Source organism: Pseudomonas sp. S2_A02 (assembly GCF_054668495.1).
Map to the genome: position 1 here is coordinate 1,160,945 of NZ_CP162776.1, position 14,706 is coordinate 1,175,650.

Consider the following 14,706-nt stretch of genomic DNA (forward strand, 5'->3'; position numbering starts at 1 on the left):
CTTTGCTATGGAGAGCCATCGAGATTCGAGGACGAACCTGAACGTCCAGCCGATGCGCCCTCTCCATAACCGGGAGCAAAAACATGAAAATCAATCCCTACCTGATCTTCAATGGTGACTGCAAGGCTGCTTTCACGTTTTACGCCAAAAGCCTGCCAGGCCAGATAGAAGTCATGATGACCTTCGGCGAAACCCCGGCTCGCGATCATGTTCCGGAGGACTGCCACAACCTCATCATTCACACGCGGCTGCTGGTCGCAGACCAGGCAATCATGGGGTCGGACACCACACCTGATCGCCCCACCGCCAGCATGAGCGGTTGTTCGATTTCGTTGAATGTCGACAGTGTGGCGGAGGCAGAGCGGGTATTTGCTGCGTTAGCGGAAGGCGGCAGTGTCCAAATGCCGCTGGAGGCGACGTTCTGGGCAGCTCGTTTCGGGATGCTGGTCGATCGGTTTGGTGTGGCTTGGATGGTGAATTGCGAGAAGGATCAGTAACCAGTCCCCCCCGGTTAGTACATCGAACTAATGGCGCTTCAATATCAACTTTAGTGTTTTTTATTCAATAACCAAACAGAATAACTATACGATCACAAATTCAGTTTCCGACATAAAATCTTACAGATATAATGCAGAAAGCTTCAATTAATACAGCCCCCGCTTCGTTCGCCCTAAAAAGAGGCGGTCGTTACACGCTTCGCCTCCTGAATGCGCACTCGCATCGCCCTAGAACACCGTGGAATATCCTTATAAATCAACTCCAGTTTTCAAAAATGCAGACATCCGCCCAGTTCATACGCCGAAACGTTTCAGTTGTGCCTCGTTCTGTCGCCAAGATTAGGGGATCAGTGGTGCATCTGTGTTGTTCATAGAAAAGTCAACCTAAAGAGCCTGAGCTGACTGATAAGGCTGCAGCAACTAAATCGATCATCATCAAAACAACTGGTTTAAGCCTTCGCAGTTGCCTTTGCCGTTGAATCAGCTAAAACCTTTGAGGATGGAATGACACGTGTTGACGGCTGGAAATGTTATAAAAAGTCAGATAATTTCAGTATTTTGTGTATTAAGATTGCAACGCCAGCACATAAGAGTAATTTGCATGATGAGTTCTGAGAGCAAAATCGAAAATAGCCAGAGGGGTATTCTTGCTATTGGGCGCACTTGGCGCTCGACAGAAAAACTTCGCCAGCTATTTGTACCGAATCTCACACATGTTTATACATTAGATCACCCGCACCCACTAAGCCTTGATATCGAAACTCAAACGCTCGATACCGTTTTAATCGATATTGAAAGCCCTTCCCTTCTTGATGACAGCCTGGCACTGATCAAGAAGTTACGTTCGACCCCGACCGAACTGGCCATTATCGTAACCATTAATTATCGCTCTCCGCAAACTAAAATTGAATGCTACCTCGCCGGCGCTGATCACTGCATCAATGTACCTAATGATCAGGATGAAAAGGCCAGGCTGATTTCAGAGTTGTTCGAAACTCCGGAATGGCAACCCAGCATAAAGTTGATACTGGACCCCACTTGCCTGCACTTATACAGCAATGATTGCAAACTGGATCTGGCCTATCAGGAAATGAAAGCGCTGGAGGCACTTATTAACGCAGAAGGCAATATTCTGCACCATGATTGCATGGCCGAATCCATGGGATTGAATATAAAACTCTACGACTCACGCGTATTGGAGAAATCCATAAGCCGGCTTCGAAATAAAATCAAAAAACACTTTGGCATTAACATCATTCACAGTGTTCGTGGTTATGGCTATCGACTGCTTCGAGGAGTCGTATCAGTCAATCAAGCAAACTTTCACTCTTAAAGGACTAGATGATGGAGCCCGGCAGGCAACCTATAGTGCACGAAAACTTCGCATTGGTTTTCTTCAGGCAATCGATTCTGAAAAGAAACGATGAACTGTTCGGCAGCGAAATTTATGCCAAGGCAACCAAACAGGAGACACCTCTGAACAAGGGGTATCAACAGCTGCATTCCGATCATCCACTGGCGATTTATCATGAAGTCCTGACACGGATCCAATTGAATGCCCTCTCAAAGAGTGAGGCCTCCCCGTCCGCACAGACGCCCAATAAGCTGTTCGTGAACATGAATCAGTCCGCTTTATTGGATAAAGCGCTCATTAAGGAGATGAACGATGCTCAAGCGATACTCAAAAAGCATGAGCAACAACTGATCCCCAGTATTAACAACAGTTCGCTCCTGTCGTTCAACCTAAAAGAAAAAAGAACCATTATCAATCACATCCACCTATTGAAAGACAATGGGATCGAGATCGCTTTCGATGGCTATGATTTAAGCGACGATAGCACTGAAAAACTGATCAGCCTGACGCTGTTCGATTACATAAAAGTGGATCTGACCAAATCCAACTTCGACATCATGGTCGAAAACAGTCAGGATTTTTTCGACAGGTCTTATGACTGCCTGAGCGGCATGATCCATGACAGCAAGATCAAATTCGTGGCGGACCGAGTGGAGCACAAAGCACTACACACACTGGCTCGCAGCATGCCCTTCGACTTTTTTCAGGGGAGGTACTACTCGCCCACTGAGCTTATTTAAGTATTGAAAAACTTCACCAGACTAGGAAGGAACCTTATTGTGAACACGCCGAATAACAGCTTTCTGATTTTCACCCGGGACCAACTGGCACGACAAGCAATCGAATCGCTTCTCGCGCAACGCCTATATTTATCGTTTGAAATCGAGTCAGGTAAACTCAGCAGCGAACGCATCCGAAAGAATCGATTCACGCACATCCTGCTCGACCAGGCGGATATATCGCTGAGCGATGTCAGTTTCATCCGTAAAAATCAAAAAGATGCGGAAATCATCCTCATAACGCCCAACTCTGAATCTTCGGAACTTCATCACTTTTCGCACTTCGGTGTTGATGGCTTTCTCAAGAAACCGGTGGCCGACGAAGAGTTCATCTCGGCAGTCAGTCGGGTTAAAGAGTCCCAGGGCAATCCTGACATTTGGTGGTTTAACGCTGACGATCGAACATTGGTCAAAGAAGACATTACTATTCCATTGACCGGTACCGAATCGTTAATGCTCACCCAACTGGTACTCAGCGATCGACGTGTGCTCAGCAAAAACGATCTTATCCTGCGCATCGATAAAGACCCGGAACAATACAGCGGCCTTGAAATGTGCCTGAGCCGATTACAGAAAAAGTTCAAGACAGCGGCCAATGGAGAACGGCTGATCCGTTCAGTCCGAAACCGTGGTTACTGCCTGGCACAAAGGATAAGAGTCGCTTACTGAGCGAGTGATCGCATAAAACAATAACAATAAATGCGACTCTCCGCCCCACCTGACACACCCATACCCGTGATCTGCCGCCTTGCACTGCATTTCCTGACTTACGCCAAACACCCTCCCATGGCTCCGGCTCCGTTTCATCCCTCGCATACCCGGCAAACGTTTATCGAATACTGCAATTATATAGACGATTGAGCGATACCCTCCTAACAAAAGAGCACGACCTTTTATAACAAGGCCTCTGAAAGTACGACCGTTATAATTCGTCAGACACACACAAAGATTTAGGTACTAGTATAAAACCCTGACACTGAGACAACCGTATCAGCTGACTTCAAAACAAAGCCAGGATGGCCGGCCATAAGTTCGCGTTATTCCCTTCCAATAATAAAAACAACTTCTGACTGAACCGCGTTCGCTCAGCCTTTGGGCGTGGCTGCCATTTATTAACCGTCGACTGATACACAACGTGGCGCAGGCCCGAGGGACACCGCGATGGTACATAATCGTATTAATCGAAATAACATAACCAAAGGACTGACCTTCTGGGGGCAATGGATAATTGCCATCACTTCGGTCAATACATTGTTATTTGGTCTGGCGCTGTACCAGACAGGAGAAATCGACGCCCATTATCGCGTGTTGGCGGTGCTTACTTTCCTCGGCTCGGTCCCTTCCTACTCCCTGCTGCTGGTCTATCACAAGCAGCATAGTTACCTCAGCGGCTTGGCGCGCCTGCTACTGGGATGGCTGCTGACGCTGGCCGGACTGACCAGTATTGGTTTTTTCAGCAAGACCAGCGAATTGTTTTCCCGGGAAATCATCGTGGTCTGGGCTGCGGCCGGTTATTGCATTCAGGCCTTGCTGTACCTGCCATTGCACAGTTTTTCCAAGCACTACCAGCGGCAATTGCACAGCCAGTACAACACCCTGATTATCGGCACCGATCAACTGGCGGTGAATCTGGCAGACAAACTGACCAAAACCGAGTACCCGCCGCTGGTGGGCCTGATCAGCTCAAATCCCAACGAGCTGTCTACCCAGGTCAATGCCCACCGGGTTCTGGGCCCATTGCAGGAACTGCGTGAGCTCATCCAGGTGCACGACGTCCGGCGGCTGTACATCGCGCTGCCCTTGAGCGAAGCCAAACAGGTCGAGGCGCTGTACATCGACCTGCTCGACGCCAATGTCGATGTGGTCTGGGTTCCCGACCTGGGCAGCATGACGCTGCTCAATCACTCCATCAGCGAACTGGACGGCCTGCCTGCCATCCACCTCAATGAAAGCCCGCTGACCAGTTACCCGACAGCGGCGCTGAGCAAGACCTTGCTGGACAGAAGCCTCGCCGCCCTCGCGCTGATCGGCTTCAGCCCGCTGCTTCTGGTGATCGCCGCCGCCGTGAAGATTTCTTCCCCGGGCCCAATCATCTTCAAACAGGAACGGCACGGCTGGAATGGCAAGATCATCAAGGTCTGGAAGTTCCGCTCCATGCGCCTGCACGACGACCATCAGGTGCGCCAGGCCGGCCGTGAAGACCCACGCATCACTGCAGTCGGCCGCTTCATACGCCGCACCTCCATCGATGAACTGCCGCAGTTCTTCAACGTGCTGCAAGGCCATATGGCGCTGGTCGGACCGCGGCCTCATGCGATTGCCCATAACGACTACTACACCGGCAAGATCCAGGCTTACATGGCCCGCCATCGAATCAAACCGGGCATCACCGGCCTGGCCCAGATCAGCGGCTGCCGCGGCGAAACCGAGACCCTCGACAAGATGCAAAAGCGTGTGGAGATCGACCTCAACTACATCAACAACTGGTCGTTGTGGCTCGATATCAAGATCCTGATCAAGACACCGTTTACGCTGTTTTCGAAGGATATTTATTAACTGCTGAGACGTTCACCCCATCCGTTCTTCAGCTTAGCTACCGGGGCAGTCAGGCCTCTGACTGCCCCGCCCCCCCCCCGCCCCACTGCTTCATCCCATTCCCCTTGGGGAAATAAAACCAAATTCAAATTCTTTGTCAGGTTTTCTGGGAGAGTGGGTAGCCTTGCTCGACATACCGCTCTAGTTTGTTCCAATTGCTCGCCAGGTAACCGACGGCTTTGCCCAAGGCGTTCCGAGCCGTGACCTGCAATCGCGTCTTTTCCATCCAGCTTTTTAGCTGAGCTACCACCGACAGGCTGCACTCATAGCGATCAGCCTTGCAATCTTCATCACCGTAGTCCTTCAGGTCGGGCTCGATGCCGAAAAGCTTGTTGATCAGGTTCAGCGCGGTATCCGCACGCCCCGTCCTGCCCTTGGATTGCACTTTTTGCGCATCGACGAACTTTCGCCGTGCATGCGCTCAACTACGCAAATGCTCAACGCCTGCCGGTGTGTCCAGCGCAGTGTAGCCGGCATAATCGTCTTTCATCCCGTAGCCGCGATAGCCATCGAGCAAGCGCATTGCCACCTCCTGCGCACGGCTGGTGGGGTAGTCAAAAAGGATCACCGGCCTGTCAGGCGGGCCGAGTCCTGGCGCGGGATGTTGATGCCGTGACGGCCCAACACCTTTTCGAAATGGTAAAGCGGTAGGCTATCGACGTATTTGGTCGTCAACAACATTGCCAGCACGCTCGGACTGGCTATGCTTTTTTCAATCAGTTGGGCGGGCTTATCCGCCCTGACCGGTGCCGACTCACAATCGCGGCAACCATAGATCTTGCGAAAATGCTTGATGACGCGGATCTGCATCGGGACGATTTCAAGCTGTTCGCTGACCTCCTCGCCAATGGTGTGTTTATGGCAGCCGCAGGCACACGTCAGCTCATGCTCGGGAAGTGCGTGGATGACTTCGATCGGGGCAGGTCGGCGGGGAGCGGCTTACGTTTGCCGCGACGTTGGTCGGCACGACGACTTCTTCTTCGTAAGCCGTCAATTAATCATGCACTGAGGAAGCAGCCTGCTGATACAAAAAAAATAAACGTTTAGCATATAAGCTATGCCCGTAATCATTCGGATGCCAGCGCACCCCATCAGATGAACCGGCACCATGGGCTAGTGGAAGAGCCGCGATATCGGCTACTGAAGAGTAAGGCACATGCTCTTCAGAGGAGACCGATGCCATTACTTTATCGACCTCCCCGGACCAACCATTGTAACGCCCAAGGCCATTCTGACGAGACAAGGACCATGGGCCCACGGCAATGATACTCGGACGACTGTCTAGTTGCCGGAGAGCAGTAATTAGCTTTCTGTAATTTTCTTCTAAAATACCGATTCCGCTTCTAGTGTCTTCGTGTTCACCCAGCTGAACAACCACAAGATTTGGGCGCGTATTAATTACAGAGCCCAATGCTCGGAGTCGCTGGTCAACTGTGCCACTTCCTCCTGCAGTGTGATAACAAACCACTGTCGGCTGCTCGCGGGCGTCACTAATTTCTCGGCTTAAAATACTTACATAATCAGACTGCCTGGAGGATGCGGCCATACCACTTGTATGACTCCATCCTAAATTCTTCTTTGTAGCTTCATTGAAGCCATGCAAAGTAATACTGTCACCGACAAACAATATCCGGTAAGCCTTGACATTTTCAGTATCACATTGCGTAACAGCATCTAGTTGTGACAACGGTGCAGCAGCCAAAAAGGAGCAGCCAAGAGCAAGAACACTTCCTACCCATACTCTCATTAGACCTTTCATTCAAAACTTTTCGTCCGCGCTCTAAAATCAGTCAAACCACTAAAATATTGTTTAACATAGCGATTGAGTTTATCCGTCAGTGGACATTCTACAAAACGATACATAAAAGCCCCAACGCCAAGGGCGACAAGGATACTGCCAATCACCGATGGAACAGAATATATAATGCCAAGTCTCTTGAACACCTCAGGAACTACTGGGGCAGTTAGAGGATGAAACAAATAAATAGAGTAAGACGCCGCCCCCAAAAACACCAAACCCCGTGACATTGTAAAATTTACCGTCTTTTCAAGGCTAGCACAGCAATAAACCACCAAAAAAGAAGCCAGACCATAAGTTATGGTATTTCCATACTCAGGGAAGCGCGGAAAAAATAAGTAGCCAAGGGAAAGCAGAAGAATGACAACAGCAGTATTTCGCTCAACGAGCACACTTCGCTGCATTAGCCTAGCCGTTAACATCCCCCACAAAAAATTAAGAACTATTGGATCAGCGTAAAAAGCCAAAGCCACATTCCATGCATCCGTTTTAAAAACTGACGCAATTGCGAGAGCGACCAATATCGGCGCTGTAAATTTCACCGCACTCACCCGAACCAACAATGCCAGTGTAAAAACAGCATAGAAGAACATTTCAAATAGCAACGTCCAACCGACCGCCAGCAGTGGTTTGGTTTCGTTATCCACATTGATAGCTGGCACAAAAAAATAGGACTTCACTGTGTACAACCAATCAACCTGCGCATGCAATACCAGACCGGTAGCCGCCAGCAGGGTGAATAACTTCACCGAAGTAGCGAACCAGTAAAGCGGAACAATTCTGACAATTCTGCGTATGGCAAAAAGCTTCCAAGCACCGTCCGCACTGTGCATTTTTTCAGCAGCTATCATCATCACAAAGCCGCTAATAACAAAAAAGAGAGGCACCCCATTAGCACCAAGGTTATAACTAACAGTCTCTGAATCCAGCCTTTCCTTTGAGTAAAACGCAGAGTGGCAGACAACTACAGCCAACGCAGCAATGAATCGCAATACCTGGATCAATTCGAACTTATCCGCCGTCGCACCTCCGGCATGCTTTTTTGCTGCCAACATAGTCTATAACCTCCAAGTATTTATCAATGGCCAAAATGCTGCAGAGCCAAGAAAAGCGCTGACCAAAGAAAAACAGCATGAACTCAGGTTCTCTTCTTGTCGCCACCTGATATCCGACAATTTCTAACACAAAGAACGCCTAAATGGTTTCGTTATTTTTCGTCCAAATAAAACAATATAAAAAAGGGCAAAAACATGTTAAAAAATCAAATATTTTTTACACCCCCCTAGAGCCTAAGCACTGCTCCCACTCGGGAGATCAATGCACCATAAGCACTCGACCTAAGGCCCCAACATATGATTTTTATTCTGGCCGCCCTCGGCACACTGGCAATGACTTTGTCATTTCGCAGGAGCGTACTGCTCATCCCAGTCTGGACGGTACTGACGCCCAAAGCCTTGCTTCTGCTTGATACACCTTCACTGCCAGCCTTCAGTCTTTACAAGTATCTTTGCCTTGTAATGATAGTTATGTACCTGACAAAGAATTTATCCAAAAAAAGACAACATACCCCTCAGAAGCCTTTCAGTCGTGCGTTCTATCTAATCCTCATCTCCTCGGCAACTTCAGCCATATTAAACATAAGCTCTAGTAATTCTGGCTTGCTGACGCTAACAAGCATGGTCATTGAAGTAATTATGCCCGTGACTATTTACTGCGAATACCTTGGTAGGCAAACCCCTCAAAAACTCAATGCACTCATGAGCAAATATATGTTTTGCTACTGCGCCCTAGCAGTATACGGAACCCTCTGCTACTTAATAAACTACAACCCTTATATTGAGTTCATTAACTCTACCACTCATACAGGCCGCATCATTGCTCAAACCTATGCAGAAACCTTACGCGGTATCCGGGCACAAGGCACAATTTCGCACCCCATCACCTATGGCGCACTTATTGTAATGATGCTGCTCACTTACTACACAGTGAAGCTCAAAAAAGCGAAGCTCAACCTCAAAGATTATCTAAAAATCGGCTTGGCCACGACTATAATTATTGGAGGAGCGCTATTCACAAACTCTAGAACCCCACTTATTTTATTCGCGGTTCCGCTTATAATACTTGCGCTTAGCCAAAGCGCAGCAAAATCCTTAAAATATACGCTAACCTTTTCCTTGATTTTCGTTACTCTTTTTTCCACCTCTGAGCTATTTAGAGATAAAGTACTATCCGTTGCAAACATATTTGATTCCAATCTCGGCGAAGACATGAATGGCTCCGACTTAACCATGCGCGGCGCACAGTTTGCAGCTTCCGCCCGTCACTTTTTTAATTCTCCACTTGTCGGAGGCGGCCTTGATGCAACTCGCAACATTGTATCCTCAGGCCTCGATCCAGATCTTTTCAATACTGAAAGCATCGTATTCCGCTTGATGATTGACCAAGGCACTCTTGGCCTAATTAGTTACGCTGCATTCTTCTTTTTACTTTATATCAAGGTCGCTCGAAACATCCAACAAGAGTCTGCTCGGCGCATGTACCTGGGAATGGTGATTGGCTATATTACATTTACAATATCCACCGGCCTCATTGACACATTACAGAATACCCTATTCATGATTTGCGCCCTCTATTATATATTTAAGTTTGAACCCAATAAAGATCACTCTATCACGCCGAGACCTACCCTGCTCCAGGGTGACCATCCTGGAATAATGTCGCCAAAAAACCACGTAACAGCTTCCTAATAGGCTTTCAAAATGACCGTTATCGCAGCGCTACTACTGCTATACACACTATCAATAGCATTATTAAACAAGCTATTCAGCTATTCCACATTACTTACTCAACAAATTCTAGAGCGCTCCTCGCCATTAGATGCGCTTCGAGGAATCCTTGCAACATCAGTAGTGTGCCACCACTTCATCACCACCTACTATTGGAAAACAACTGGAATTTGGACGCGCCCTGATAGCAACCTATTAAACAACCTTGGCGCTGTCCCGGTTTCATTATTCTTCATGATCACCGGCTTTCTTTTTCTAGGAAAAACTTACGAGTCATCGCCAAACTGGACCAAATTACTCAGTTCACGCGTGCGCCGCATCATGCCGCTTTATTTATTTGTGCTCGCGGCACTTATTCTTACCAGCCTTATCAAAACAGAATTCAAAATGGTTCACCTCAGCGTATTAGCAAAAGAAACACTGAAATGGCTAATCTTCTTTGGGGCATCATTTAATGGATTCCAGGATAGCATCCGAATGACTGCTGGCGCTCACTGGACCTTAGGTTACGAGTGGATTTTCTATCTAACACTTCCACTGATAGCTATCTTATTCCGAAAAAAGAGCCCAATAGCCTACTTAATACTGTCATTATCCACCCTAGCATTAGTGGCGCTAGGGCTTCATAACAACCTCATTAAACCTGGTCTTTTCCAGCTATTTTTTTCGGATTCATTCCGATCCTAATCAAAAATCATCTGCCTCACGCAGTCCCTTTGCTACAAGGAAAATGCGCAGCATTTATTGCCACAACATTAATTGCAGCCGCACTCTTTCAACATGAAGAATATTCAACACTCCAAATGCTGTTGCTCGCAGCTCCATTCGCTATCATCAGCCTGGGAAATGACCTATTTGGCTTACTGAAAAATCACGGACTTAAATCTCTCGGAGAAGTAAGCTATAGCATTTACCTTACTCACGGATTAATACTTTACTGGGCATTTTCGACATTCAACGTTTTTGATTTTTCCAAAAACGGAATTCTGACATTTGTCGCACTTTTCCCTATCGTACTCGTCGTAGTATCAGGCACATCTATCGTCACTTACTTATTCATCGAAAAGCCATTTATAATACCAAATAAAAACAAGACAAAAGCCATCTCCCAGCCACTGAGCACTGCTGAACCCACTAACACCTAGGACTTACGGTGCCATTTTGAAAAAGCTACTAGTTGCTTCATTTCTATCCCTGATATCTTCCACCAGCTATGCTATTGATGTCGGAGTCTACTATTACCCCGGCTGGAAAAGGCCAGATGTAGATGGCTGGGCGAAAATCAAAGCGCACCCCGAACGAGAACCGCTTCTAGGATGGTATACGGAAGGGTCGGATGAGGTGACGAGAAGGCACCTACAATGGATGGAAAAATACGGGATAAACTTCATTGCCTACGATTGGTATTGGGATCAAGGAACAGGCGTAAAAAACCGCACTTACGCTATAGACTCATACATAAGAAATGCTAAGGACTACAACGTAGAATTTGCTCTATTATGGGCAAACCATACGAACACTCCGGAAAGCCTGTCACAGTTTGATGAAATAGTTAATTACTGGATATCCAACTACTTCAAAAACCCAAAATACAAAAAAATCGACGACAAGCCTGTAGTTTATATATTTTCTTCAGACATGCTAAGCAAAGATTCAGAGAAATTTGGTTCATCCTCCAAAAAACTACTAACGAGAGCGCGTAAGCTAGCAAGAAAATCTGGACTTAACGGGATTTTTTCATTGGGGCGTCAGGCTCAAAAAAGACTCACTAACACTTGAACTACCAAATCAAACGTATGATGCAGTAAGCGCCTATAACTATCAGTACGGACCGTCAAAAACTTCAGAGATTCGCACTCTATCCAAAAGCTATTCGGAGTTGATGGGTGGCTACTCTCAATCTTGGAACTTTACGTTGAAAACAAGCCCCTTGCCTTACGTCATCCCCGTGACTTCGGGGTGGGATAGAAGTCCTTGGGGTGGAAGCAGCGATCCAGCGCACGACAACTCCTACAGCACCCCCGAGGAGTTTTCAGAGCATTTATCCAGGGCAAAGTCAGAACTTCTTGGCAACCCCAAAAAAACGCTAAACACAATCATTGTTTGTTGCTGGAATGAGTTCGGGGAAGGCTCTTATATTGAACCCACTAAGAAATTTGGATTTGACTATCTTGAGCAAATACATAAAGTCCTAAAAACCCAATAGTCTTCAAAGCAAGCTGTTTTTTCGCAGTTATTTATACAGTCTTTCACAAGCCAACCATTCTGGTTCGGTCATACGCTGCCGCCAGCTCTGAGTCCGCTAACGGCAAGATAAACTCCTGGTATGAAATTGAACGGCGGGTCGACGGTGTTCGTGCCATCGGCAAGAACGTACTGCAGGAGGGGGATACAGAGAGGATCTACGGTGCAACATACCAGCAGACTGCTTGGTATGTCGTGCCTTTTCAGCGCACCCAATACCTTGAAACCAATAACCCCATCAACACGCCGATACTATTTGCCAGCATGTCGTAGGGCGAAGCCGTGCGCAGTGGCATCAAACCTTGCGCGGCCTCGATGAGGACGCCGGTGAGCAAACACCCCACGGCGATCCAGCGAAATTTCACAGTGGGAAAGGCCAGGCGGCAGCTGCACGCAAATACCAGAAAGCCGATCCAGTGATGGAGCTTGTCCTCTTCGACGAACAGCTCCGGGATCGGCTGAGAGCGCAAACCTGCGAAAAGCAGAATCACGGTCACCGCGGCAAAGACCAGGCCCCGGAGCCAGAACGGCAACTCGATCAAACCCTTGAGCCTAGTGATCATTCGGTAATTTTCTCGAAATTGTTGTAGAACAGGTCGCTGTCACGTCCATCCGTCATGGTCTGTAGCGAGTAGGCACGGCTCAGGCGTGCACCACCATCGCGAGTCAGTGGCGCCCATACGATGTTGGCCCGACGCATGGTGGAGGTACTCATCAACTCGTCGAACGGGATGGAAACATAGATCCCTTTGTCGAAGCTGCCCTCGCCATACTCCTCCTTCGACGCGCTGGTCAGAGTGACCCAGGCACCAAACTTCACCCCGTTCTTGAACATCCGCGACAGGTCGACGGTGGTGCCCCAGTCCCGCGCCAGATAACGCCCGACGCTGACCGCTGCAAGCATGTCATTGGGCAGCTCAGTATAGCTCGTGACATGGCCCGTCACGGTCTTGTAGTCACGCAGGCCGAAGCCCTGATCAAAGTCCCGCTGACGCACGAAGTTCAGGTCCGCGCCCACCGACCAGCGTTTCCCCGTGGGTCGATACAGCACTTCGCTGCCGACGCCGGCGAACATGGATTCCAGATAGCCGCCGTAGACCATGCCGTATAAATCCCGGTCCAGCTGCGCCGCATGGTTGAACTGGAACGTTGGCATCGTCACATCGGAGGTGGTCACGTATTGGCGCACATCAGTGCGCACTCGCGGCAGCCCGCTCGGCGCGTCGTAGGTGAACTTGTCGTAGTTGTTCAGCAGATTGACACTGAGCAAGCCGCTCCACCAGGTATTGCGGGTGAAACGGTACTCGGCGTCGGCATCGGCTGTGAACTGATAGAGCAGTCCATCGGGGCCGCCGATGTTCTGTTTGTAGCCCAGACCGAGGCCGTAACTAAACGGTTCCAACGCCTGGGTGTAGAGCGTGGTTTCCCGGTGCGCTGTTGCCGGATTGACCTCGGTCGTACGGTGCAGATCCTTCAGTGGCTGGTCGTTGTTCACGACTGCGCGGAACGTTTCGCGCGGCACGCTGGTTTCCTCGATGGACATGTCATAACGCTGGTTCACCAACGTGAACCAGTCGATGTCCTGATTGACGCTGTTATCGAGAATCCGGCTAGCCCGCCCGACGGCTTTGGACGAATAAAAATAGCGAGACTGCTCGCCATACACCATCAGCTCAGAACCACGTTGGGTGATGCGTTTCACCTTGTAGCCAGCATTTTGCTGCAACCGGTTGGAGACATCGGCCCAGTTAACCTGGTCAGCCGGGGTCGACGGTGCCTGTGCCGGCAACGGCTCGGCGGGAGGGTCGTAGGTTTTGACCGGCGCCTTGCGGCTGACAAAGTTGGTGTGCAACGTGATGCCGAACATCGCCGTATTGCCACGCTCCCAGCCAGCGCTCAAATCGATGCTGTCCGCGAGCTTGTAGACCACGCCGATGTTGATCGGCAGGTCTTGCTTGATCGCATTGTCCAGTGGCTCATTCTTGTAATCGTTGCCCTCGTACTCGAGCTTCAGGCTCAGCGGTGCCCACGGCGTTTGATAGGCAACCCCGCCAAACAACGAAGGATGGCCCCTGAAGTAAGCGTTGGTGTTCACGTCCCCTGCCCTGGCGACCGCCGCAGAGCTTTCTGGCCGGTCGTTGAAACTGCTGCCGAAGACTGCCAGCGGGTTGCTGAAGTCCCCTCGATTACCCAGATAGCCCCAGGCAATGCCGAGACTGAAATCCAGCTCGCCATAACGCTTGTTGGCGACGAAATACTCGCTGGAAAACAGCCCGGTACCGCCAATGTCCCGAGCGCCGATGGCGACTTGCGGCGCCCAGCGCGTTTCTTCCCAAAGCCGCGCCTTGATGTCGATGGCCTTGTCTTTGAAGCTCTGGTCGCCGCTAAAATCCTCCGGACCGTAGTTACGGTTGGTGATCGCGGTGTAACGAAACGAGCCTTCCAGCCAATCGAACGGCTGCAAGGAAAAACTGTAGCGCGAGTAAGGATCGGTACGACTGGCCGTGGCGCTCAACTCGCCCGCGGGCGCCATGCGTGCGGTGGGGGTCTGCAACAGACCGACGCCACCGAAATCACTTTGGGTGTAACGTGGTTCGCCGTGAGCCCATCCGCAGGGCAAGAGCAAAACAGCAGCAAAACGTAACTTTAACAG

Annotated in this window: 12 protein-coding genes and 2 pseudogenes; 9 read left to right on the forward strand and 5 right to left on the reverse strand. The window is 49.4% G+C overall.

Annotation, left to right across the window (positions count from 1 at the left end):
• Positions 1-83 precede the first annotated feature (83 nt).
• The 5 genes from AB4O41_RS05075 (at position 84) to AB4O41_RS05095 (ending at position 5,186) form a co-directional block, all read left to right on the forward strand.
• On the forward strand, positions 84-497 hold the full coding sequence (locus AB4O41_RS05075; protein ID WP_460146546.1) for a VOC family protein: 414 nt from the start codon (positions 84-86) through the stop codon (positions 495-497).
• Between the two features lie 601 nt (positions 498-1,098).
• Entirely contained in the window at positions 1,099-1,830 is a 732-nt protein-coding gene (locus tag AB4O41_RS05080; protein WP_460146547.1) for a winged helix-turn-helix domain-containing protein, read from the forward strand.
• An 11-nt stretch (positions 1,831-1,841) separates the two neighbouring features.
• On the forward strand, positions 1,842-2,591 hold the full coding sequence (locus tag AB4O41_RS05085; RefSeq protein WP_460148286.1) for an EAL domain-containing protein: 750 nt from the start codon (positions 1,842-1,844) through the stop codon (positions 2,589-2,591).
• Between the two features lie 39 nt (positions 2,592-2,630).
• Positions 2,631-3,299 (forward strand): winged helix-turn-helix domain-containing protein, encoded by a 669-nt coding sequence (locus AB4O41_RS05090; RefSeq protein WP_460146548.1) that lies wholly within the window; start codon positions 2,631-2,633, stop codon positions 3,297-3,299.
• A gap of 492 nt (positions 3,300-3,791) precedes the next feature.
• On the forward strand, positions 3,792-5,186 hold the full coding sequence (locus AB4O41_RS05095) for an undecaprenyl-phosphate glucose phosphotransferase (protein WP_460146549.1): 1,395 nt from the start codon (positions 3,792-3,794) through the stop codon (positions 5,184-5,186).
• Between the two features lie 157 nt (positions 5,187-5,343).
• Here the strand turns inward: AB4O41_RS05095 and AB4O41_RS05100 are convergent.
• The 3 genes and pseudogenes from AB4O41_RS05100 to AB4O41_RS05110 all read right to left on the reverse strand — a co-directional run.
• Positions 5,344-6,207: pseudogene (locus tag AB4O41_RS05100) on the reverse strand (IS66 family transposase); the annotation flags it as partial.
• 12 nt (positions 6,208-6,219) lie between these two features.
• Positions 6,220-6,984, reverse strand: coding sequence for an SGNH/GDSL hydrolase family protein (locus AB4O41_RS05105; RefSeq protein WP_460146550.1), 765 nt, complete (start codon positions 6,982-6,984; stop codon positions 6,220-6,222).
• Complete coding sequence (locus AB4O41_RS05110) at positions 6,981-8,078, reverse strand: acyltransferase family protein (RefSeq protein WP_460146551.1); 1,098 nt, start codon at positions 8,076-8,078, stop codon at positions 6,981-6,983. Before AB4O41_RS05110 ends, AB4O41_RS05105 begins: the two co-directional genes overlap by 4 nt.
• 297 nt (positions 8,079-8,375) lie before the next feature.
• On the opposite strand from AB4O41_RS05110, the gene AB4O41_RS05115 reads away from it, so the two are divergent.
• The 4 genes and pseudogenes from AB4O41_RS05115 to AB4O41_RS05130 all read left to right on the forward strand — a co-directional run bounded on the left by AB4O41_RS05115 (position 8,376) and on the right by AB4O41_RS05130 (position 12,015).
• Positions 8,376-9,770, forward strand: coding sequence for a hypothetical protein (locus tag AB4O41_RS05115; RefSeq protein WP_460146552.1), 1,395 nt, complete (start codon positions 8,376-8,378; stop codon positions 9,768-9,770).
• A gap of 12 nt (positions 9,771-9,782) precedes the next feature.
• Positions 9,783-10,954: pseudogene (locus AB4O41_RS05120) on the forward strand (acyltransferase family protein).
• Positions 10,955-10,970: 16 nt separating this feature from the next.
• The gene (locus AB4O41_RS05125; RefSeq protein ID WP_460146553.1) at positions 10,971-11,588 is read left to right on the forward strand and encodes a glycoside hydrolase family 99-like domain-containing protein; all 618 of its coding nucleotides are present in this window, start codon (positions 10,971-10,973) and stop codon (positions 11,586-11,588) included.
• A gap of 103 nt (positions 11,589-11,691) precedes the next feature.
• Positions 11,692-12,015, forward strand: a complete 324-nt coding sequence (locus AB4O41_RS05130) for a glycoside hydrolase family 99-like domain-containing protein (protein ID WP_460146554.1) — start codon at positions 11,692-11,694, stop codon at positions 12,013-12,015.
• 241 nt (positions 12,016-12,256) lie between these two features.
• On the opposite strand, the gene AB4O41_RS05135 is transcribed toward AB4O41_RS05130, so the two are convergent.
• Both AB4O41_RS05135 and AB4O41_RS05140 read right to left on the reverse strand, forming a co-directional pair.
• On the reverse strand, positions 12,257-12,616 hold the full coding sequence (locus AB4O41_RS05135) for a VanZ family protein (RefSeq protein WP_460146555.1): 360 nt from the start codon (positions 12,614-12,616) through the stop codon (positions 12,257-12,259).
• On the reverse strand, positions 12,613-14,706 hold the full coding sequence (locus AB4O41_RS05140; RefSeq protein WP_460148288.1) for a YjbH domain-containing protein: 2,094 nt from the start codon (positions 14,704-14,706) through the stop codon (positions 12,613-12,615). Before AB4O41_RS05140 ends, AB4O41_RS05135 begins: the two co-directional genes overlap by 4 nt.